This window comes from Streptomyces spinoverrucosus, from assembly GCF_006539505.1.
GTDB classification, from domain to species: Bacteria; Actinomycetota; Actinomycetes; order Streptomycetales; family Streptomycetaceae; genus Streptomyces; species Streptomyces spinoverrucosus.
This window is the reverse complement of sequence record NZ_BJND01000004.1, coordinates 185,200-205,895: the sequence shown is the minus strand read 5'-3', so window position 1 is coordinate 205,895 and position 20,696 is coordinate 185,200. Positions and strand designations below refer to the sequence as shown.

Genomic DNA, 20,696 nt, shown 5'->3' with positions numbered 1-20,696 from the left:
CGGCCCTTCTGATCCATCAGAAGGGCCCTGTGCCTCATAGCTCCGTGAACGAGCCGTGCCGCCCCGCCCCCGCGGCGAAGCGGGCGGCCCCCTCCAGGCTCTCCGCCAGCACGCCCATGCCGTGGCGGAGTTCACCGAGCATCGCCGCCTGCTCGTCCAAGCCGTCCTGCTCCAGTACCGAGGCGCGGTCGGCGCGCAGGCAGGACTGGGGGAAGCGGGCGATCGTGGCGGCGAGTTCCTCGGCCTCGGCGCGGGCGCGGCCGGTGGGCACGAGGCGGTTGGCGAGGCCGATGTCGTAGGCCTCGCGGGCGGGCACCGGACGCCCGGTGAGGATCATGTCCAGGGCGCGGCTCGTGCCGATCAGCCGGGGGAGCCGTACCGTGCCGCCGTCGATGAGCGGCACGCCCCAGCGGCGGCAGAACACCCCGAACACGGCGTCCTCCTCGGCGACCCGCAGATCGCACCACAGCGCCAGCTCCAGGCCGCCCGCGACGGCGTGTCCCGCCACGGCGGCGATCACCGGCTTGGTCAGCCGCATCCGGGTCGGCCCCATCGGCCCGTCGCCGTCCTCGGCGACCCGGTTGCCGCGCTCGGTGCCGATCGCCTTGAGGTCCGCCCCCGCGCAGAACGTGCCGCCCTCACCCCACAGCACCGCCACCCGCGCCTCGTCATCGGCCTCGAACGCGCGGAAGGCGGCGGCGAGTTCGGCCGCCGTCGGGCCGTCCACCGCGTTGCGGGCCTCTGGGCGGGCGAGGACGACCGTGGTGACGTACTGCTGACGCTCGACGCGGACCGGCATGGTGGAGCCCCTTCGTATCGTCCTTCGTATTGTCGGGGGCAGCACGTTACTGGCTCAGATGACCTTCAGCCGGACCAGCGCGCCCAGCGTCAACGCCCCCGGCAGCAGCGGCAGCCAGACGGTGATGATGCGGTACGCCAGGACCACCGCCGTGGCCACGGCGGCCGGACTGCCCGCCGCGACCAGCGCCACGATCAGCGCCGCCTCGACCGAGCCGAGCCCACCCGGTGTGGGCACCACGGCGACGGCGACGGTCGCAGCCAGATACGCCACGACCATGTGCCACAGGGGTATCTCCAGCCCCAACGCCAGCCCCACCGCCACCAGCCCGGCCGCCTGCAACGCGGGGAACGCCAGCGAACCGCCCCACAGGGCCAGCGCCCGCGACGGACGGGTGTGCACCGAGCGCGCCTCGCCCAGTGCCGTGCGCAGGAAGGAGAAGACGGCCGTGCGCAGCCGTCGTACCAGCAGCAGCACGGCCGCCGCCACCAGCACGACCGCGCCGAGCACGAGCAGCAAGGGGCCGACCGCGGCGTCCGGCAGCAGGGTGCCGAGCCGCAGCGCGCCCGGGAAGGCGATCAGCAGCACGGCCAGCATGCCGACCCGGGCGATGCTCTCGGCGAGCAGATAGAGCGCCACCGCGGCCGAGGAGCGGGCCAGCGGCAGCCCGCACACCGTCATGAACCGCAGGTTGACCGCGCTGGAGCCGAGCCCGGTCGGCAGCATGTGGTTGGCCGCCATCGCCGCGACCTGCGTGGCGAGCAGCCGGAAACCCGGCAGCCGCTCGACGACCGCGCCCTGCCGGGTCACCGCCATGGCGACCCAGGTCAGGCAGGTGGCGCCGCCCGCGGCCAGCAGCCATGGCCACTTGGCCGTCGCCAGGTGGTGGAAGCCCTCGGCGAGCACATCGCGGTGTCGCACCGCGAGGTACGCCACGAAGGCGACCGGGAGCAGGCCCAGGATCAGCCGGAAGGGGATGCGTCTGGGGCGCCGTCCCGCGGGTTGTTGTTCGACCGCTGTCACACTTCGAGAGGTTTTCCGTACCGCCTCAACTGCGGGTTGCGGAAGCGGGGACGGGGGATTACGTACGGGGAGCGAGCCGACAACGATCTTCCCGAGGGCCCGCACCGGGACACTTGACCGCACGCTTGACCTCAAGCCTGGTCGAGGCTCTACGTTCGATGCATGAGCATGGAATCCACGGCGTGGACGCAGCTGTACAGCGTCATGCACGCCACACAGGAACGCCGCCCCTTCGCCCGCGCGACACTGCGCCGCATCGCCGGGTTCGCCCGCCCGCACCGCCCCCGGATCGCGCTGTTCGTGCTGCTCGGGGTGGCGACCGCGCTGCTCGCCGTCGCGACCCCGGTCCTCGCCGGCCGCGTCGTCGACGCGATCGTGACGAACGGCGACGCGCGGACCGTCGTACGCCTCGCGCTGCTGATCGCGCTCATCGCGGTGGCGGAGGCGGCGCTCGGCATCCTCGGCCGCAGACTCTCGGCGGCACTGGGGGAGGGGCTCATCCTCGATCTGCGGACGGCGGTGTTCGACCATGTGCAGCGCATGCCGGTCGCGTTCTTCACCCGCACCCGCACGGGAGCCCTGGTCAGCCGGCTCAACAACGACGTGATCGGCGCCCAGCGGGCCTTCAGCAACACCCTGTCCGGCGTGGTCAGCAATCTCGTCACGCTGGTGCTCACCCTCGCCGTCATGCTCACCCTGTCCTGGCAGGTCACCCTGCTCGCGCTGGTGCTGCTGCCGGTGTTCGTGATCCCGGCCCGGCGGATGGGCAGCCGGATGGCCGGGATGGAGCGGGAGGCGGCGACGCTGAACGCGGCCATGGGCACCCGGATGACCGAGCGCTTCTCGGCCCCCGGCGCCACGTTGGTCAAGCTCTTCGGGCGTCCGGAGGAGGAGTCCGCGGAGTTCGCCGTCCGGGCCCGCCGGGTCGCCGACATCGGTATCCGTACGGCGACCGCGCAGTCGGTGTTCATCACGGCGCTGACCCTGGTGTCGGCGCTCGCCCTGGCCCTGGTCTATGGCCTCGGCGGCTGGTTCGCCCTGCGCGGCGCCCTGGAGCCGGGCGCCGTGGTGTCCCTCGCGCTGCTCCTGACCCGCCTGTACGCGCCGCTCACGGCGCTCGCCGGGGCGCGCGTCGAGGTGATGAGCGCCCTCGTCAGCTTCGAGCGCGTCTTCGAGGTGCTCGACCTCAAGCCGCTCATCGAGGAGAAGCCGGACGCCGTCGAGGTGCCCGAAGGGCCGGTGTCGGTCGAGTTCGACGACGTCCGCTTCGGCTACCCGTCCGCCGACAAGGTCTCCCTCGCCTCCCTGGAGGAGGTGGCCGCCCTCGACAGCCGCGGCGGCGCCGAGGTCCTGCACGGCATCTCCTTCCGCGCCGAACCCGGCCGGACCGTCGCCCTCGTCGGCTCCTCCGGCGCGGGCAAGTCGACGATCGCGCAGCTGCTGCCGCGCCTGTACGACGTCGACGGGGGCGCCGTCCGGGTCGGCGGCGTCGACGTCCGCGATCTGACCGCCGGCTCCCTGCGCGCCACCGTCGGGATGGTCACCCAGGACGGCCACCTGTTCCACGACACGGTCCGCGCCAACCTGCTGCTGGCCCGCCCCAGCGCAACGGACGACGAGCTGTGGGACGCCCTGCGCCGGGCCCGCCTGGACGAACTCGTTCGCTCCCTCCCCGACGGCCTGGACACCGTGGTCGGCGAACGCGGCTACCGCCTCTCCGGCGGCGAACGCCAGCGCATGACCATCGCCCGCCTGCTCCTCGCCCGCCAGCGGGTGGTGATCCTCGACGAGGCCACGGCCCACCTCGACAACACCTCCGAGGCGGCCGTGCAGGAGGCCCTCACCGAGGCACTTCAGGGCCGCACCGCCCTCGTCATCGCCCACCGGCTGTCCACGGTGCGTGCCGCCGACCTGATCCTCGTCCTGGAAGACGGTCGCATCGTCGAACGCGGCACCCACGAGGAGCTGTTGGCGGCGGGCGGCCGGTACGCGGAGCTGTACCGGACGCAGTTCGAGGAGCGGGCGGGGGAGATCGCGGAGGTGACGGCGGCGTAGGTGCGCCCGCCAAGGTGCCGTCACACGCCGGACGTCACCTGGGGCCTCTCGGCGGCGTCCTTGTGGATCGCCGCCTCGGCGTGGTTGCCGTACGGAGGACCAGAAGGAGGCGGCGATCAGGGAGGTTCCGGAACCCTGGCTACTTGGTGATCCGGATCTCCACGAGCATGTGGTCGCGGCCCTCAGGGTCCGCGGTCTCGCCCACCGGCGTCCAGGTGTTCTTGTTGATCTCGTAGGACTTCTCCTCGGTGCCGACGGTCATGTCGACCGTGGTGGAGTAGTCATTGCCCTTGATCGAGAAGACGGCGGGGATCTCCAGGGTCAGCCAGCCCGAGTTGCCGACGGTGTTGAAGCAGATCTTGTCGGCCCTGTCGCGGGCCAGCAGCTCCAACTGCCCGGTTCCTGCCACACAGTCGGCGAGCGTGATGTGGCCGTCGCCCCGCTTCAGGACGATGTTCTGCTCCGCCAGGATCTTGTCGGCCTGGGGGTAGTTGAAGTCCTCCACGGCATAGCCGGGGGCGTCGTCCGCGACCGGCGCGGCGGCGTCGGCGGCCTCTGCGGTGCCTGTGCCTCCGCCCTGCGCGCCGCCGACCACCGCGATCCAGGCCAGCGCGCCGCCGGCAGCGGCGGCGCCGAGTACCCGTACCGTGAGCCGCATTCTCCGCGGCTTTCCGACGCTGTTGCTGATTTCCTTCATTGCATCCCTAAATTCGTTGCCACCGCCCGGACTTGAAAACCACCGGTCGCGAAACCGGTCGCGAACAAGGGAAGCCGCACAAGCGGAATGAAAGCCCCCCCTTGCGCACCATTGGCGCGCCTGCGCGACGCACTGTTCGAACCCCGTGATCATCATCGGCCATTGAATCCCAGCACGCCGACGCACCCACGTCCAGCGCTTTGAACTGCTCATACCTGGACATTGGAAGCAAGTTTTCCGTGACCTGTGTCACGCCGGGAGAAGGCTGTATGGGCTGGCGTCATGATTTCGCAAAAAATGTGCCGATCCGTCAGATCTCCACCAGCCGGTGAACTGTTGGAGTCTCACTAGGTCCAACTTCCGCAGAATTTCTCCGACGTTGATACTGTTCACGAATTGTGGCGGGCGTCGATCCATGGGTCCGCCATCCGTCACGGCGCGAGATCCGACTCGTCACCGCTTTACTCGTAGAAGGGCAAGTCCCGTATGCAGACAGCTTTCTGGAGCAGACGCCGCGTCCTCGGCGCGCTCGCGGCCGCGACCGCTGTCGCCGCCACCCCCTCGGTACTGCGGCCGGCCACCGCCGCGGCCGCCGAGACAGCGGGCGCCGACCCGGTGCCGCTGCCGGACACCGAGCGCGCCAGGGTCGTCCGCGCGTGGCTGACCGGCGGCAAGGGCGTCAAGGCCGCCGCCACCACGGCCCTCTACGGGACCGACACCGAGGTCCAGACCTTCCTCGCCGAGACGCTGCCGCAGCAGACCGTGCAGGACAACCGGGTCGCGATCATCCGCAGCCTGGACCGCGCGGGCAAGGGCCTGCGCCGCGAGGCCGTCGCCGCCCTGGACAACGGCGACGAAGCGATAGCCGGCTTCCTTTCAGCGGGCTTCGCCCCCGCCATCCTGGAGGACCTCCAGGTCGCCACCAGCATCGTCTCGTCCACCGGCGACAGGGCCGTGGTGCGCGAGGCCAACGCCGCCCTCGACGCCGGCACCGAGCCGGCCCTCATCGCCTTCCTCGGTGACGAGCAGTACGACGCGCGGCTGGAGGACACCCGGGTCCAGGTCACCGCCATGCTGATGACCGGCGGCCCGGAGGTGCAGAAGTACGCGGACCGCGCGCTCAGCGGCACCGCGAAGGACGTCGAGTGGTTCATCGAGACCGGCCAGCACATCGCGCGCGCCCGCGACCAGGAGTCGGCGACCATCGAGGAGTTGGTGGCCGTCGTCGAGCGCGAGGGTAAGCGCGCCGAGCGCGAGACGAACCTGGCCGTCGAGGCCGGGGCCCGCGCCGAGACCGCCGCCATCAAGGCCAAGGAGGCCGCCGAGAAGGCCGCCGCCGAGGCCGCCGCCGCCCAGAGCGACGTAGAGAAGTCGGGGGCCGCGGCCCGCAAGGCGGCGAGCGCGGCGAAGGGCGCGGCCGACGCCGCCCGCAACGCCGTCAACGCCTCCAACGCCGCCGTGAAGGCCTCCCGCCGCGCCTCCTGGGCCGCCGCAGGCGCCGCCCAGGCCGCCGCCAAGGCCGGCAACGCCGCCGCCCGCGCCTACAACGCCGCGATCGCCGCGTCCAAGGACGCCGGCAAGGCGGAGGCCGCCAAGAACGCCGCGGTCGCCGCCCGCAACGCCGCCTCCAAGGCCCGCAGCGCCGCCGCCGCAGCCGACAAGGCGGCCCTCGCCGGCGACGCGTCCGCGGCCGCCGGCCTGGCCGCCGCCTCCGCCGCCCGCAACTCGGCCGCCGCCGCGACCGCCGCCGCCCAGGCCGCCGTCTCCGCCGGTGCCGCCCAGGCGGAGGCCGACGAGGCCAAGCGCCAGGCCGCCATCGCCACCAGCGCCGCCAACCGCGCCACCAATGCCGCCTCCGCCGCCCAGGCACTGGCGACCGCCGCCGCCAAGGCGGCCCGCACCGCCCGCGACGCCGCCAACTCCGCCGCCGCCCACGCCGACAAGGCCGCGGCCGCCGCCGAGGAGGCCGTGAAGTACGCGGGTCAGGCCGTCGACTACGCCAACAAGTCGACCGCCCACGCCGCGGAGGCCGTGAAGGCCGCCAACATCGCCACCCAGGCCGTCAGCGACGCCATCGAGGTGGAGAAGAACGCCCGCGCCGCCGAGGCGCAGACCCTCGAGCAGGACAAGCAGCAGGCCATCGAGGAGGCCCAGCAGCTCGCCGCCATCGAGCGGGCCGAGCTCTCCGACGTCCGCGAGAAGCGGCTGATGGCGGAGCGCACCACCCAAGCGACCAAGGACCTCATCTCCAGGGCGGAAGTGGCCCTGTACTCCGGCGACATGTCGCTCGCCGCGACCCTGGGCCGGCAGGCCGCGGTTGCCCTGATGGACGCCCGCGGGGCCAACACCCGGCAGGCCGCCCAGCACGCCCTCGCCGGCTCCGACGACGACGTCTACGCCTGGATCGACCTCGACCGGGCCCTCGCCCAGGAGCAGGACGACCGCGAGACCACCCTCCACGTGGCGACGATCGCCGGACCGAAGGTCGCCGCGGCCGCCGCCGCCGCGCTGGAGAGCACCGACTCCAAGGCCGTCGGCGACTTCCTCACCGGCGGCATGAAGCGCGCATCGGACGAGGACCTGCGCGTCGCCATCAACAAGATCATCGCCGAGGGCGCGGGCAGGGCCGTCACCGAGGCCGCCAACGATGCGCTCGACCAGAACACCACCGAGTCCCTCAACTACTTCTTCGACCATGCCTACCCGCTGGCCATCCAGGAGGACGACCGGGTCCGGGCCAGCGAGCTGATCAACACCGCGGGCGCCTTCACCAAGGCCTACGCGGAGGTCGCGCTCGAAGGACCGCAGTGGATGCTGCGCAACTTCATCTCCGTGATCCAGTACCGCACGGCCCAGCTCGACTTCGACACCGCCACCCACGTCGCCGCCGTCCGCGGGGCCATCGCCGCCGCCGCGAAGATCGCGGAGAAGGCGCAGGAGGACGCGGCCTACGCCTCGAAGGCCGCCGCCGAAGCCCGCAAGGCCGCCGCCGAGGCCCAGGAGTGGGCGCAGAAGGCGCTCGACTCCGCCGCCAAGGCCGACGACTACGCCCAGCAGGCGCGGGACAACGCCGACGCCGCCGACAAGTCGGCCGCCGCCGCCCAGGCCTCGGCCAACACGGCGAAGAACGCCGCCGCCACCGCCCGCAGCGCCGCCCGCTCCGCCAACTACTCGGCCAACAAGGCCGTCGACTCGGCGCGCGCGGCCATCGCCTCCTCTGCCGCGGCCCAGCGCTCCGCCGCCGCGGCCCGCGCCTCCGAGCTCGCCGCCTCCGCCGACGCGAAGGCCGCCGCCGCCGCGTACGCCCAGGCCAAGCAGATCGCCGCCGACAAGAAGCGGGCCGAGGAGATCGCGAAGGCCAAGGAGGCCGCGCGCAAGGCCCAGGAGGAGCGCGAGGCCAATCAGGACCCGGCCAACAACGACAAGAACAACCAGGTCAACCCGAACGGCACCGCGGACGGCGACGCAGACGAGTGGTGGAACGACGCCCAGTTCTACGCGGACGCGGCCAACGTGGTCAGCATCGGCGCCGGGTTCCTGGCGGCCGGCTGCGCCCTCGCCGCCTTCGTCTTCCCGCCGGCTCTCGCCGCGGCCGGCTTCTTCGCCGGCATCTCCGCGGGCGCGGGCGCCCTCGGCACCCTCTTTACGGGCATCGAGCACGGCTTCACCAGCGGCGCCTTCTGGGAGTCCGCCGCCGGCACCGGCCTGAGCCTGGTCTCCTTCGGCGCCTACAAGTGGGTCGGCGCCGCCGACAAGGCGCTCGGCGGCGGCATCGTCAAGCCCGTCGTCAGCAAGATCACAGACACCGGCGAGGACCTGGTCTCCAGCGTCACGAAGGGCCTCAGCGACCTCTACGACTGGGCGGCCTGATCCCACCCGTTCTCTCTCCCGGGGGCGCCGCAATCAGTCGGCGCCCCCTGCCCCCCTCTTCTCACGGAAAGGTCCTGCCCCCGTGCATGGAATACGTGGCGGGCGCGCCACTGGGAGACGCGCCCGCTCGACGGTCCTCACCGTCTTCACCGCCCTGACCCTCGTCCTCACGACAGCCGCGACGAGCCAGGCGGCCGCGCCGCCCGCGACGGCGAAGGCCTCGTCCACCAAGTCCGCAGCGCCCAGCGCGGAGACCACCGACACCAGCAAGCTCGCGGCCGGCTCCGGTGAGGACTGCACCGCCACCGCGCCGGGCTCCAAGGAGCGCCGCGCGGGTGCCGTCGAGTCCTGTGTGACGGTCAACCCCGCCCCCGCGAAGGCGAAGACCCGCACCGGTGTCGCCGCCACCGCCTCCTCCTCCACCACCACCGCCGCGGCCGCTGCCGCCGGCAGCTGCGACATCACCAACCCCGGCAGCTACAGCTACGAGCGCTTCTCGTACTGCGTGACCGGCATCAACGTCACCTACATCCTCCGCGACTCCAAGGGCGTTGAGCTGGGCCGCGGCGTCCTGGAGGTCTCCACCGGCGGCGACCTCTCGGCGACGGCAACGACCTGGAGCGAGCAGGTCTCCGTCACCATGACCAGCGCCACCGGCGAAGTCACCTCGCTGAACGCCAAGTTCCGCGCTTCCTGCGACGCCGGCTGCACGGCCACCAAGACCGCCCCCTGGTACGGCGGCAGCATCACCCTCGGCCAGACCCTGACCGGAACCGTCACCTACTCCTCGCCCCAGACGACGGGCTCCTCCGCCTCCTTCTACACGTCCTACGCGATGTACGTGACGTCCCCGGGCGCGACTGCGACCGACCCGAACGCGTCGTGGAAGAACGCCCGTCAGATCAGGTGCGACGACGCGGTCGGCGGCACTTCGGTGGCGGGCTGTGCGGTTCCGTCGGTCATGCCCGTCGTGCCGATGAAGGCGACGAGCGCGGACCCGGGCGGCGTCGTGGCCACCTACGGCTGGGCCCAGAACAACCTCAACGGCGCCTGGGGGAAGAAGGGCAGCCCGCTGACCCGGTCGACGAGCGGCGTGGCCAACCGCACCGCCGCCACCTGCGGCGGCTTCACGGCCGAGCCGGAGCTCGTCGACCCCGACACCTGCGCCGACTTCCCCTTCGGGGAGGCGAAGGAGGGCGGTGCCCCCGGCGGCCAGTGCGTCAAGGTGATCCCCAACCTCGGCAACGGCGAATGGGACACCTACGTCCTGAACGACGCCCATGTCCTGGACCGCACCTCACCCTGCGTGCAGGCCCACGTCACGCCCGACGAGAAGGCGTTCGCGGCCACCCAGCTTGCCGACGGCTTCAAGGATCAGCGGGTGATCGACGCCGACCAGTTCGAGCTGACGTTCTCGTTGCCGGACACCGGCCCGCAGGCCAGCTGCCTGAACGACCCCCCGCCGATCAACTCGCTTCCCAACGGCGACGGCTGGTTCTTCAACACCACCGAGGCGGTTCCTCTCGTCAACCAGAGCGACCCGGCGGGCGGGGGCGGATTCAGGCCGACCCGGGCGCAGGCATGCCTGGGGCTGAAGACCAAGACGGGAACCGGAACCAGTAATCCCGTCACCGGCATGAAGGACGCGGAGGCGTACGCGAAGGCGAACAACCTCACCTACGACCAGTCCCGGTGTCATCTCATCGCGAGCGTCCTCGGCGGAAAGGGCACGAGCAAGATCACTCGGACCAACCTCGTCCCCTGCTGGCAGACCGGCATGAACACGGGCACGCCCAGCATGCGGACCTACGAGACCATTGCGGAGGACGTGATCAAGGGCAGGAATCCCGGTGTAGTTCTCGGAACGAACGACGCGATCTTCTACCAGGTGACACCCGTCTACAAGGACGCGAACAGCACCATCCCGGTGGGCGTCACGATGAACGCTAATATCCAACGGGCGAACGGGACGACCGAGGAACTGTTCCCCAACGTCTACGTCACCAACACCTATAGGAACACTGGGTTGTACAACCTCGGTAACTGATCCCATCAGTTCGCCAACGGGAGCCGGCATGAGTTTCACCACCCCACCGCGGCCGTTCGACGTGACCGCGCTCTTCCCTCAGCTGGCCCCGCTGGCGCGCACGGCGACCCGGCTGCACCCGCGGCCGGGGTCGCCGACCGTGCAGGACAGCTCCGTCGGCGGGCCGTTGCTGTGGCCCGCCGACGAGCCGTGGCCGTACTGCGACGAGCCGCACGACAGCCGCGCGGCGCCGGTGGTCCACTCCCCGGACGACGTCCGGCTCCTCCGCCACGACCGCGCCGCAGCGGCCGAGCGGCGGCGCCTCGACCCCGAGGCACCCCAGTGGACTCCCGAAGAACGGGCGACCTGGGAGCGGCTCGCGGACCGCCCGTGGTTCGACGGCCCGATCCCCCTCCTCCCCGTCGCCCAGCTCTACGCTCGCGATGTTCCCTTCCCGCGCCCGCCCGACGCGGACCTCCTCCAGGTCCTCTGGTGCCCCTTCGACCACGAGATGGCCCACCCCCGGACAGCCCTGTTCTGGCGCTCCTCCGCCACCGTCACCGACGTTCTCGACGCACCGCCCGAGCCGCCCATCGTCCAACGGGACTGCTACCTCCCGGAGCCGTGCCTGTTCTCACCGGAGCAGGTCACCGAGTACCCCAACCCCTCGGAGCTGGACAAGGAGCTTCAGGACCAGCTGGACGACATGAGCCGCTGGGAGACGATCGACCCCGCGCGGTACAACACGTACGCGGACGACCCGGGCGAGCTCTATCTGAACAACCTCTCCACCGCCCCCGGCTGGAAGACCGGCGGCTGGACCCGCTGGGGCCTCACCGACCCCAAGCCCCGCCCCTGCCCCGAGTGCGGCACCGAGCAGGTCCCGCTCCTCACCATCGCCTCGCTGGAATGGGACGGCGGCAGCGAGACCTGGATCGCCGAGGAGGACCGGACGGACCCGTCCCCGCCTCCCCTGGGCGCCGAGGACGGCAACTTCACCCTGATCGACATCGTCGGCGGCTACAACCTCCAGCTCCACGCCTGCCCGGCCGACCCGTCCCACCCCCACATCGAACTGGTCCAGTGACCGGCACGCCGGGAGCCGGCATGAGTCTCACCACCCCACCGCGGAGATCAAGGCGTCGAATGGTGCCTCGAATCTGATCACTCGGTTCCGTGTCCGGCGGACGCGGAAGCGGCCTTCGTCTGACCATGTGCTCCGACCAAGGAGCTCGTCGGCGCCGCCCCGGCCCGGTGGACGGCCGACGTACCCTGCGTCCTCCACGCGCTCCGCATGCTGCTCCTGCACGCGGGTCACCTCGCCGCGACCGCGTCGGCTGCGGATCGGACCGTGTGGGTGGGTTTCCTAGTCGCGGGCGAGGCGGCGGTGGTGCATCAGCCGACCGAAGGTCCGCTCGACCACCCACCGTCGGGGGATCACCTCGAAGCCTTTGACACCGGGCGATCTGGGCCCGGGCCATGCGCTTCCTCGGCCCCGCCGTCGAGGAACTCCGCGACCTGGAGAACCCCTTCGGGCCGCTGATCACCCTTTCCGACAAGAACAGATAGGAACCTCTGTGACCGGAAGATCCCCTCGTTCCGCCTGGATGACGGGAATAGTCACCGCCGGTGTCGCCGCCGGTCTGCTCGGCACCGCGATCCCCGCGAACGCGTTGGTCGGCGCCGCCGTCAGCGACGCCTCGTACGCGTTCACCGCGAACCTGCACATCGGTGAGGGCGACCAGACACGAGCCTGCTCGGGCGCGCTCATCGACGCGCAGTGGGTCCTCACGGCCGCCGCGTGCTTCGCCGCCGACCCGGTGGCGGGCGGCACGGTTGCCGCGGGCAAGCCCGCCCTGAAGACGGTGGTGACCGTCGGCCGCAACGACCTCCTGGGCACCGGCGGCCATGTCAGCGAGGTCGTCGAGCTGGCGCCCCGCGAGGGCACCGACCTCGTACTGGCCCGCCTCAACGCCCCGGCGACCGGCGTCCCCCCAGTCCCGCTGGCCGCCACGCCCGTAGCCCAGGGCGAGGTCCTGAAGGCGGCGGGCTTCGGCCGTACGAAGACCGAGTGGCGCCCCGACAAGCTGCACGCCGCCACCTTCGGCGTGGACGCCGTCACGAGCGGAGCCCTGTCCCTCTCGGGCGCCACCGCCGACGACGCGATCTGCGCGGGCGACACCGGCGGCCCGCTCCTGCGCCAGAAGTCCGGCGGCGGCTTCGAGCTGGTCGGCATCAACACCCGTTCCTGGCAGGGTGGCTGCTTCGGCTCGTCCGAGACGCGTACGGGCGCGGTGGCGACCCGCACGGACGGCATGCACTTCGGCTCGGCCCTCGCGGCCGGCCAGACCCTCCGGGCGGGCGACGTCCTGGTGTCGGCCTCCGCCCGGGTGGCGATGCGCGCCGACGGCAACCTGGTCGTCACGTCCGTCGCGGGCAAGGCCCTGTGGTCCACGGACACGGCCGGCAACGCGGGCGCGACGGCTCACTTCGGCGCGGACGGTAATCTCGTGGTCCGCGACGCCGCAGGCACCACGACTCTGTGGCAGTCCGGCACCAGCGCGACCGGCGGCAGAGCGGCGCTCCTGAACTCCGGCGACTTCGTCATCCGCGACGCGTCCGGTGCCGCCGTGTGGTCCAGCAACACCGCCGTCCGCGGCGACCTCGACCACGACGGCCGCAGCGACATGTCGGCCTGGTACGTCTTCCCGCAGGGCACGGACGCCACGTACAGCTTCTCCGGCAAGCCGGACGGCAGCCTCAGCGGCTACAAGAAGACGTACACCTCGGCCGTGGGCCAGTGGGGCAACGAGCACATGAAGCGCGCCACCGGTGACTTCAACGGTGACGGCCGCGCCGACTTCATGGCGATCCAGGGCTACGGCGACAGCAGCGTCAAGCTGTTCATCGCGCTCGGCAAGACGGACGGCACCTACAGCGAACCGGCCAAGGCGTGGGAGGTGGTCCCGAACCACGTCACCTTCCACGAGACCTACATGACCCCGCTGGCCGGCGACTTCAACGGTGACGGCTACGACGACGTGGCGATCTGGAACGTGGACAGGACCACGGGCGTCACCAAGCTGTGGACGCTGACGTCGAACGGCAACGGTGGTGTCGTGCGGCTGATCCCGTCCGAGTGGTCCGGCCCGAAGGGCACCTGGCTGGCCTCCCGCTCCAAGTTCGTGACCGGCGACTTCAACGGCGACGGCCGCGACGAGGTGGGCCTGCTCTACGGCCAGGGCGACAACAGCATCAAGACGTACGTCTTCCCCACCACGCCGACCGGTGTCTTCACCACCCCGGCGACGTGGTGGACGGGCCCGGCGGCCACCACGTTCGACTGGAACCGCGCCCTCCCGCGCACCGGTGACTTCGACGGCGACAGCCGCGACGACCTGATGTTCTGGTACGACCACACGGACGGCACGGACACGGTCCAGACCCTTCTCTCCACGGGCACCGCCTTCGGCCCCACGCCGAAGCTCAGCCTGAGCGGCCACCTCGACGTCTCGTCGATGCAGCTGGTGGTCGGCGACTACAACGGCGATGGCCGCGACGACCTCGGCGCCATGTACGGCGACTCGTCCACCGGCGTCGTCCGCCTGTGGACCTGGACGGCCAAGCCCGACGCCATGTTCAACGGCGCCCTCCTGGGCTGGGAGTCCTCACCGAACAGCTTCGTATACGGCCAGACGCACTTCATGCACCCGTACTACGTCTGACTGCTCCTCACACACCCGCAGGCCCGGCGCGCTCCCACGGCCGGGCCTGCGGCCGCCCCGCCGGTTTGGCCAACCGGCGATCCGCTACCATCCTGCCGCGCCGCTTCGGCCCCTCGGCCGGCTGACCCATGGCGGTGCGCAGCCCTTCCGGTCGACCGCCCTCGCTCCTGACCGCCGCCCCGACCGCCAGAGCACGTTGTGCCAGAAGAATCAGCAAGTCAGCATGAGTCCCGGAAAACCTGGGGAACGCTGCCCGGACATGCGACTCGTTGTAGGGTAGGGAAACCGCACTTGACCTGCAAAAATGCAGGCAGGGAGCCTATGTCCGGGAGTACCTCGATGATGCGAACCATGTTCAAGTCCAAGATCCATCGCGCCACCGTCACCCAGGCCGACCTGCACTACGTCGGCTCCGTGACCATCGACGCCGATCTGCTGGACGCCGCGGATCTGCTGCCCGGCGAGCTCGTGCACATCGTCGACATCACCAACGGCGCCCGGCTGGAGACCTACGTCATCGAGGGCGAGCGGGGCTCCGGTGTGGTCGGGATCAACGGGGCCGCCGCCCATCTCGTCCACCCCGGTGACCTGGTGATCATCATCACCTATGCTCAGGTCACCGACGCCGAGGCGCGGTCGCTGCGGCCCAGGATTGTGCACGTGGACGGCGACAACCGCATCGTCGCGCTGGGTGCCGACCCGTCCGAGCCGGTGCCGGGCTCGGACCAGGAACGCAGCCCGCAGGCCGTGTCGGCCTGACCCTTTCTTCGCGCGAGGAGCACGCCCGTGAGCGACATAGAGATCCGCGACGACCGGGCGGCCGGGCGCCTGGAGGCGGTCGACGGCCGCGAGGTCGTCGGCCGCATCGAGTACTTCGTGCTGGAAGCCCCCGAGCGGGCGCTCGTCCCCGTGCACACCATCGTCGAACCGGCCCACGAGGGCAAGGGCATCGCGGGCTCCCTGGCGCGTGAGCTGTACGCCATCGCCGCACGCGAGGGCATCCCCGTCGCCCCGCTCTGCCCGTACGTCGTCAAGTGGGCCGAACGCCATCCCGACCAGGCCCCCGCCGCCGACCCCGTGCTGCTGCACGCGGCGAAGGAGTGGCTGGCCGCGCATCCCGAACGGTTCTGAGCATGCTCGCCCTGCTGCACACCTCACCCCTCCACGTCCCGGTCTTCGACGCCCTGCGTGACGAGGACCACCCGGGCCTGGAGCTGCGGCACCTGGTCCACGAGGACCTGCTGACCCGGGCCGGGCAGGACGGTCCCGAGTCCGTCGCGGACGACGTACGCGCCGTACTGGATCAGGCCGTGGCCGACGGCGCCCAGGCGGTGCTGTGCACCTGTTCGAGCATTGGCGGCGTCGCGGAGGCGGCCGCCGCCGGGGCCGGCGTGCCGGTGCTGCGCGTCGACCGTCCGATGGCGGCCGCCGCGGTGGCCGCGGGACCGCGGATCGTCGTCCTCGCCACCGTGGCGAGCACCCTCGCGCCCACGGTGCAGCTCGTCGAGGAAGAGGCCCGGCGCGCCGGCCGCCCCGCCTCGGTGCGCACCCTGCTCGTAGAGGACGCCTGGACCCACTTCACGGCGGGCGACCTACGCGAGTACGCCCGCCTTGTCGCCGCCGCGGCCGACACGATCAGCGACGCCGACGCGATCATCCTCGCCCAGGCCTCCATGACACCGGCCCAGCAGCTGACCTCGACCGCCATCCCGGTCCTGTCCAGCCCCCGGCCGGGACTGGCGGCGGGTGCCCGGGCCACGGAGTGACTCCGGCGGGTGACTGACGGTACGGCCGCCGGGTACGCGGGGGAGTAGTCCAGAGCCGACGTTCACCGACTGGCCGGAGAACACCATGACCACCCCGCACCCCGACCCGGTCTCACCGACCCCGGGCCCGGATCCCCAGCATCCCGAACCACACCCGGTGCCGCCTCCGGAGCCACCCCCGGCACCGCCCCCTCCACCACCCCCGGTACCCCCGACTCCGCAACCACCGGGGCCCCACCCGATCCCGGAACCACCCCCATCCCCAATCCCCCCGGGCCCGGAACCGATCCCGAACCCAGAACCGGGCCCACCCCTCACTTAAGAACCAGCGGCAGGCGAGAAAGAACAGCGGTGGGCGCCTTAGAACGCCGCCCACCGCAACGCCGCCAAGGGGCGCGGGGCTGTATCAATGTGCGGCTCCGCCGCGTGGGCGCGACCAGCCCCCACCCACCCGCACCCGCGCTACAACCGAACCCACCGAGCCCTTAGGCACTTAGGCGGACACCTCCGCCCGATCCCCACCCCACAGCGTGTGGAACGCCCCATCCCGATCCACCCTCCGATACGTGTGCGCCCCAAAGAAGTCCCGCTGCCCCTGCGTAAGCGCCGCAGGCAACCGCTCGGCCCGCAGCGCGTCGTAGTAGGCGAGCGCCGCGGCGAACCCCGGCGCCGGCACCCCTTCCCGCGTCGCCGCGATCAGCACCTCGCGCCAGTCGTCCTGCGCCTCTGCGATCTCCCGCGCGAACGTCTCGTCGGACAGCAGACTCGGCAGATCCGGCCGCGCGTCGTACGCGGCGCGGATCCGGTCCAGGAACGCCGCGCGGATGATGCAGCCACCGCGCCAGATCGAGGCGACCTGCCCCAGGTCGATCCCCCAGTCGTACTCCTCACTCCCCGCGGCGATCTCATGGAAGCCCTGCGTGTAGGACACGATCTTCGAGGCGTACAGCGCCTGCTCGACCCGGTCGGCGAAGGCCCCCGCCTCGGACGAGCTCAGCGGCGACGCCTTCGGCCCCGCCAGCCCCCGCGAAGCGGCCCGCAGCGCCGCATGACCGGACAGCGAGCGCGCGAAGACCGCCTCCGCGATACCGGACACCGGAACACCAAGATCCAGCGCGATCTGGACCGTCCAGCGGCCGGTGCCCTTCTGCTCCGCCTGGTCCACCACCACGTCCACGAACGGCTTGCCCGTCGCCGCGTCCACGTGCGACAGCACCTCGGCCGTGATCTCGATCAGGTACGAGTCCAGCCGGCCGGTGTTCCAGGTCCGGAAGATCTCCGCGATCTGAGCGGGCTCGTACCCGGCGACATCGCGCAGCAGCTGGTACGCCTCGCCGATCAGCTGCATGTCGGCGTACTCGATGCCGTTGTGCACCATCTTCACGAAGTGCCCGGCGCCGTCCGGACCCACATGCGTCACACAGGGCGCACCGTCGGAGGCCTTCGCGGAGATCTTCTCCAGCATCGGGCCCAGCGATGCATACGACTCCTTCGAGCCGCCCGGCATGATGCTCGGCCCGTGCAGCGCGCCCTCCTCGCCGCCGGAGATGCCGGTGCCGACGAAGTGGATGCCCTGCTCGCGCAGCTCGCGCTCGCGGCGCCGGGTGTCCGCGAAGTGCGCGTTGCCGCCGTCGATGATCATGTCGCCGGGCTCCAGCAGCGGGGCGAACTCCTGGATCACCGCGTCGGTCGGCTCACCGGCCTTGACCATGATGACCAGGCGGCGGGGCCGTTCCAGGGCCGCCACGAAGTCCTTGGCGGTCTCGGCCGCGACGAACTCGCCCTCACTCCCGAACTCCTCCACCAGCGCATGCGTCCGTGACGCCGTCCGGTTGTGCACCGCGACCGTGTAGCCGTTGCGCGCGAAGTTGCGGGCGAGGTTGCGGCCCATGACCGCGAGACCCGTGACGCCGATCTGGGCTGAAGTGCTCATACCGCCTGCTCCTCAAGGGACCCGTGGGCCCCGTAGATCGTGTATCGGTGGTGCCGACCTGTGTGTCCGTTGTGCCGTCAGTATCGCCCCTTGGCCATCCTGACGTGCCGATCCGCCGACCGCACGTCCGGACCCGACGGGGCTGAGTACGTACGGAAGGGGCCCGGCGCCTCAGTACGCGCCGGGCGAGACCACAACGGGGGTGCGATCCACGCCACTTGGCCCGCCGAGGCGGCCGATTGCCGTCTTGTCATGGCCTGTTCGCGGCGCATACTTTTGGCCCTCCTGACGCTTGTCGAGGGGGCTCCGTCATGGCCGTACGCGGCCGGCACCGCCGGTATCAGCCGAACAGGATCAACCGCGCCTCGCTCACCGTCACGGCGGGCGGCGCCGGAATGGCCCTCCCGTTCGTCGGCACCGGTGCCGCGCACGCGGCCGACCCGGCCACCTGGGACAAGGTCGCCGCGTGCGAGTCGAGCAACGACTGGAACATCAACACCGGCAACGGGTACTACGGCGGGCTGCAGTTCAGCCAGTCCACCTGGGAGGCCTACGGCGGCACCGCGTACGCGGCCCGCGCGGATCTGGCCACCAAGGACCAGCAGATCGCCGTCGCGGAGAAGGTGCTCGACGGACAGGGACCCGGCGCCTGGCCGACGTGCTCGCAGCGCGCCGGGCTGACCCGGGGCGGTGAGAGCCCGGACATCAGACCCGCCGGCAGCTCGACCCGGACCGCGAAGTCCACCGTGGCGGACGTCCAGCCGCAGACCACGCCCCAGTCGCGCGCCGGAACCGCCGAGATGTACACCGTCGTCCGCGGCGACACGCTCTCCACCATCGCCGACGAACGTGACGTCGAGGGCGGCTGGCCGCGCCTGTACGCCGCCAACCGCAGGACGATCGGGGCCGACCCCGACCTGATCCTGCCGGGCCAGCGGCTGAACCTGCGCGCCAAGGCCCCGGCCACCACGACCGACCCCGCTGCCCCGAGCAAGTCGAGCAAGTCGAGGAAATCGCCCTCGACCCAGCAGGCACCCAAGTCCCCGCCCAAGAGCCAGCAGGCTCCCAAGTCCCCGCCGAAGAAGGCCGCTTCGGAGCGCGACACCAGCAGCGACCGGCGCTCCGCCTCCCTCGTCGCCCCGGTCAGCGGCCCCCTGGGCACCGCCTACCGCGCGACCGGCTCCAACTGGTCCCAGGGCTACCACACCGGCGTCGACTTCCCCGCGGCCACCGGCACCTCCGTGAAGGCGGTCGGGCCGGGACGGGTCGTCGATGCCGGGTGGGGCGGCTCGTTCGGCTACCAGGTCGTCATCCGGCACACCGACGGCCGCTACACCCAGTACGCGCACCTGTCCGCGATCTCGGTGAAGGCCGGGCAGTCGGTGGGCGCGGGCCAGCGCATCGGACGGGTCGGCTCCACCGGCAACAGCACGGGCCCGCATCTGCACTTCGAGGTGCGGACGGGGCCCGGTTTCGGCACGGACGTCGACCCGCTCGCCTATCTCCGGGCCGGTGGGGTCAGGATCTGACCCGGACAGGGCTGTGGTCCAGGGCGGGGAAGGGGATGTACGGCGCGCCGTACAGCGCGTAGTACGGCGGCGTCGCATCCGTGGGCGCGGTGGGCGCGCCGTTGTCGTACACCGCGTTGCCGTACCCGCCGCCGCCGTACCCGCCCTCCGTGAGCGGGCTCGGCAGGAAGACGCCGTCCCGTAGGGGAAGGGCCGTCGGCTTCTCGGTGGGGACGAGGCCGGGCTCGGGCAGCGGCGTCTCGTCGTGGGCGCGCTCGACGCGTTCCGCCGTGAGCAGGATCAGCCCGCCCGCCGCCACCACACCGCAGCTCAGCGCGAGCACGGTGCCCGTGGCGCCGTAGCGGAAGGTTTCGCCGAACATCGTGATGCCCACTGCGGCGGCCACGACGGGGTTCACGACCGTCAGCGTGGCCAGCGGGGCCGCGAGTCCGGCGCCCCGGTAGGCGGCCTGGGACAGCAGCAGACCGGCGATGGCGAACACCCCGACCGCCGCCAGGGACGGCAGCAGCTCCGCCGTCACCCCGCCGGTCCAGTCGACCGCGACGGTCTTGGTGAACACGGAGGACATGCCGAACGCTATGCCGGACGCGGTGGCGAGCACCATCGCGCGCACGGTCGGACGGCGGTGCGCCGCACGGCCCACCAGCATCAGCGTGGCGACCACACCGGCCGTCACCACGAACACGCCCACCTGCTGAGTCCCGTCCAGCGACCGCGAGTCGGAGGAGCCGACCAGGGACAGCAGACCGGCGAGGCCGACGGTCGCCATGATGGCGCCCCGCCAGGCCGTCGACCCGGCCCGGCGCCCCACGAACAACGCCGCCATGGGCAGCGCGAACACAATGGTCAGCGCCCCCAGCGGCTGCACCACGCTCAGCGGGCCGTAGGCCAGGGCCGCCACGTGCAGCAGGCCACCGAGGCCGTTCAGCCCCACCGCGGCCCACCAGCTCGGTCGACGCAGGGGCGCGTACTGCCCGTCCGACTCCGCCACGCGCTCCTGCACGATCGCCCCGCCCGCGTAGGCCACGGCGGAGACGACCGACAGCAGCACGGACAGCGCGAGGGCGCTCATGGCCTGCTCCTCTGCGGGCGGCGGGGGCCCTGGGCCCGGCGCGGCGAACGGTCGGCTTTCATAACCAACACGATGCCCTGTCGCGCTGTTCCCGTCGTCGTACCTGAGCACGCAATAGGACCTACTGCCGATGGAGTACGACCGGACCGCTGTCATCCCCAGGGTGGGCTACCGGGGAGGGACACCCGCAGGCCCAGGGCC

14 protein-coding genes and 1 pseudogene are annotated in these 20,696 nt (G+C 71.7%); 9 read left to right on the top strand and 6 right to left on the bottom strand.

The features are described from left to right. Window positions 1-34: 34 nt before the first annotated feature. Both SSP24_RS02540 and SSP24_RS02535 read right to left on the bottom strand, forming a co-directional pair. Entirely contained in the window at window positions 35-799 is a 765-nt protein-coding gene (locus tag SSP24_RS02540; protein WP_141307039.1) for a crotonase/enoyl-CoA hydratase family protein, read from the bottom strand. A gap of 54 nt (window positions 800-853) precedes the next feature. Continuing rightward, window positions 854-1,822, bottom strand: a complete 969-nt coding sequence (locus SSP24_RS02535) for a lysylphosphatidylglycerol synthase transmembrane domain-containing protein (protein ID WP_167529487.1) — start codon at window positions 1,820-1,822, stop codon at window positions 854-856. 168 nt (window positions 1,823-1,990) lie between these two features. Between SSP24_RS02535 and SSP24_RS02530 the strand changes: the two genes are divergently transcribed. After that, window positions 1,991-3,877, top strand: coding sequence for an ABC transporter ATP-binding protein (locus tag SSP24_RS02530; RefSeq protein WP_141307129.1), 1,887 nt, complete (start codon window positions 1,991-1,993; stop codon window positions 3,875-3,877). Between the two features lie 139 nt (window positions 3,878-4,016). On the opposite strand, the gene SSP24_RS02525 is transcribed toward SSP24_RS02530, so the two are convergent. Further along, the gene (locus SSP24_RS02525) at window positions 4,017-4,574 is read right to left on the bottom strand and encodes a hypothetical protein (RefSeq protein ID WP_229864786.1); all 558 of its coding nucleotides are present in this window, start codon (window positions 4,572-4,574) and stop codon (window positions 4,017-4,019) included. 486 nt (window positions 4,575-5,060) lie between these two features. Between SSP24_RS02525 and SSP24_RS44870 the strand changes: the two genes are divergently transcribed. The 3 genes from SSP24_RS44870 (at window position 5,061) to SSP24_RS02510 (ending at window position 11,557) form a co-directional block, all read left to right on the top strand. Beyond that, on the top strand, window positions 5,061-8,444 hold the full coding sequence (locus tag SSP24_RS44870; RefSeq protein WP_174864572.1) for an ALF repeat-containing protein: 3,384 nt from the start codon (window positions 5,061-5,063) through the stop codon (window positions 8,442-8,444). A gap of 82 nt (window positions 8,445-8,526) precedes the next feature. Then, on the top strand, window positions 8,527-10,491 hold the full coding sequence (locus tag SSP24_RS02515; protein WP_229864787.1) for a DNA/RNA non-specific endonuclease: 1,965 nt from the start codon (window positions 8,527-8,529) through the stop codon (window positions 10,489-10,491). 28 nt (window positions 10,492-10,519) lie between these two features. Continuing rightward, window positions 10,520-11,557: a hypothetical protein gene (locus SSP24_RS02510; RefSeq protein ID WP_141307037.1), complete on the top strand. Its 1,038-nt coding sequence runs from the start codon at window positions 10,520-10,522 to the stop codon at window positions 11,555-11,557. A gap of 282 nt (window positions 11,558-11,839) precedes the next feature. Here the strand turns inward: SSP24_RS02510 and SSP24_RS02505 are convergent. After that, window positions 11,840-11,938 (bottom strand): annotated as a pseudogene (locus SSP24_RS02505) (IS5 family transposase); the annotation flags it as partial. Between the two features lie 139 nt (window positions 11,939-12,077). Here SSP24_RS02505 and SSP24_RS02500 point away from each other — a divergent pair. The 4 genes from SSP24_RS02500 to SSP24_RS02485 all read left to right on the top strand — a co-directional run bounded on the left by SSP24_RS02500 (window position 12,078) and on the right by SSP24_RS02485 (window position 15,961). Then, window positions 12,078-14,195: an FG-GAP-like repeat-containing protein gene (locus SSP24_RS02500; protein ID WP_141307035.1), complete on the top strand. Its 2,118-nt coding sequence runs from the start codon at window positions 12,078-12,080 to the stop codon at window positions 14,193-14,195. A 339-nt stretch (window positions 14,196-14,534) separates the two neighbouring features. Next, window positions 14,535-14,954, top strand: coding sequence for an aspartate 1-decarboxylase (panD, locus tag SSP24_RS02495; protein ID WP_141307033.1), 420 nt, complete (start codon window positions 14,535-14,537; stop codon window positions 14,952-14,954). Between the two features lie 27 nt (window positions 14,955-14,981). After that, window positions 14,982-15,326 (top strand): GNAT family N-acetyltransferase, encoded by a 345-nt coding sequence (locus SSP24_RS02490; RefSeq protein ID WP_141307031.1) that lies wholly within the window; start codon window positions 14,982-14,984, stop codon window positions 15,324-15,326. A gap of 2 nt (window positions 15,327-15,328) precedes the next feature. Then, entirely contained in the window at window positions 15,329-15,961 is a 633-nt protein-coding gene (locus tag SSP24_RS02485; RefSeq protein WP_141307029.1) for an aspartate/glutamate racemase family protein, read from the top strand. A 493-nt stretch (window positions 15,962-16,454) separates the two neighbouring features. Here the strand turns inward: SSP24_RS02485 and gnd are convergent, their stop codons facing one another. Continuing rightward, complete coding sequence (gnd, locus tag SSP24_RS02475; protein ID WP_141307026.1) at window positions 16,455-17,894, bottom strand: NADP-dependent phosphogluconate dehydrogenase; 1,440 nt, start codon at window positions 17,892-17,894, stop codon at window positions 16,455-16,457. Between the two features lie 311 nt (window positions 17,895-18,205). Here gnd and SSP24_RS02470 point away from each other — a divergent pair, with 311 nt between their 5' ends. After that, window positions 18,206-19,423: a transglycosylase family protein gene (locus SSP24_RS02470; protein WP_141307024.1), complete on the top strand. Its 1,218-nt coding sequence runs from the start codon at window positions 18,206-18,208 to the stop codon at window positions 19,421-19,423. Here the strand turns inward: SSP24_RS02470 and SSP24_RS02465 are convergent. Next, complete coding sequence (locus SSP24_RS02465) at window positions 19,413-20,495, bottom strand: DMT family transporter (protein ID WP_174864571.1); 1,083 nt, start codon at window positions 20,493-20,495, stop codon at window positions 19,413-19,415. The genes SSP24_RS02470 and SSP24_RS02465 overlap by 11 nt on opposite strands. Window positions 20,496-20,696 lie beyond the last annotated feature (201 nt).

Bases quoted from the DNA above. Each gene is read 5' to 3' on its own strand.
- SSP24_RS02540 (WP_141307039.1), bottom strand. From the start codon at position 799: ATGCCGGTCCGCGTCGAGCGTCAGCAGTACGTCACCACGGTCGTCCTC.
- SSP24_RS02530 (WP_141307129.1), top strand. From the start codon at position 1,991: ATGGAATCCACGGCGTGGACGCAGCTGTACAGCGTCATGCACGCCACA.
- SSP24_RS02525 (WP_229864786.1), bottom strand. From the start codon at position 4,574: ATGAAGGAAATCAGCAACAGCGTCGGAAAGCCGCGGAGAATGCGGCTC.
- SSP24_RS44870 (WP_174864572.1), top strand. From the start codon at position 5,061: ATGCAGACAGCTTTCTGGAGCAGACGCCGCGTCCTCGGCGCGCTCGCG.
- SSP24_RS02510 (WP_141307037.1), top strand. From the start codon at position 10,520: ATGAGTTTCACCACCCCACCGCGGCCGTTCGACGTGACCGCGCTCTTC.
- SSP24_RS02500 (WP_141307035.1), top strand. From the start codon at position 12,078: ATGACGGGAATAGTCACCGCCGGTGTCGCCGCCGGTCTGCTCGGCACC.
- panD (WP_141307033.1), top strand. From the start codon at position 14,535: ATGATGCGAACCATGTTCAAGTCCAAGATCCATCGCGCCACCGTCACC.
- SSP24_RS02485 (WP_141307029.1), top strand. From the start codon at position 15,329: ATGCTCGCCCTGCTGCACACCTCACCCCTCCACGTCCCGGTCTTCGAC.
- gnd (WP_141307026.1), bottom strand. From the start codon at position 17,894: ATGAGCACTTCAGCCCAGATCGGCGTCACGGGTCTCGCGGTCATGGGC.
- SSP24_RS02470 (WP_141307024.1), top strand. From the start codon at position 18,206: ATGGCCGTACGCGGCCGGCACCGCCGGTATCAGCCGAACAGGATCAAC.
- SSP24_RS02465 (WP_174864571.1), bottom strand. From the start codon at position 20,495: ATGAGCGCCCTCGCGCTGTCCGTGCTGCTGTCGGTCGTCTCCGCCGTG.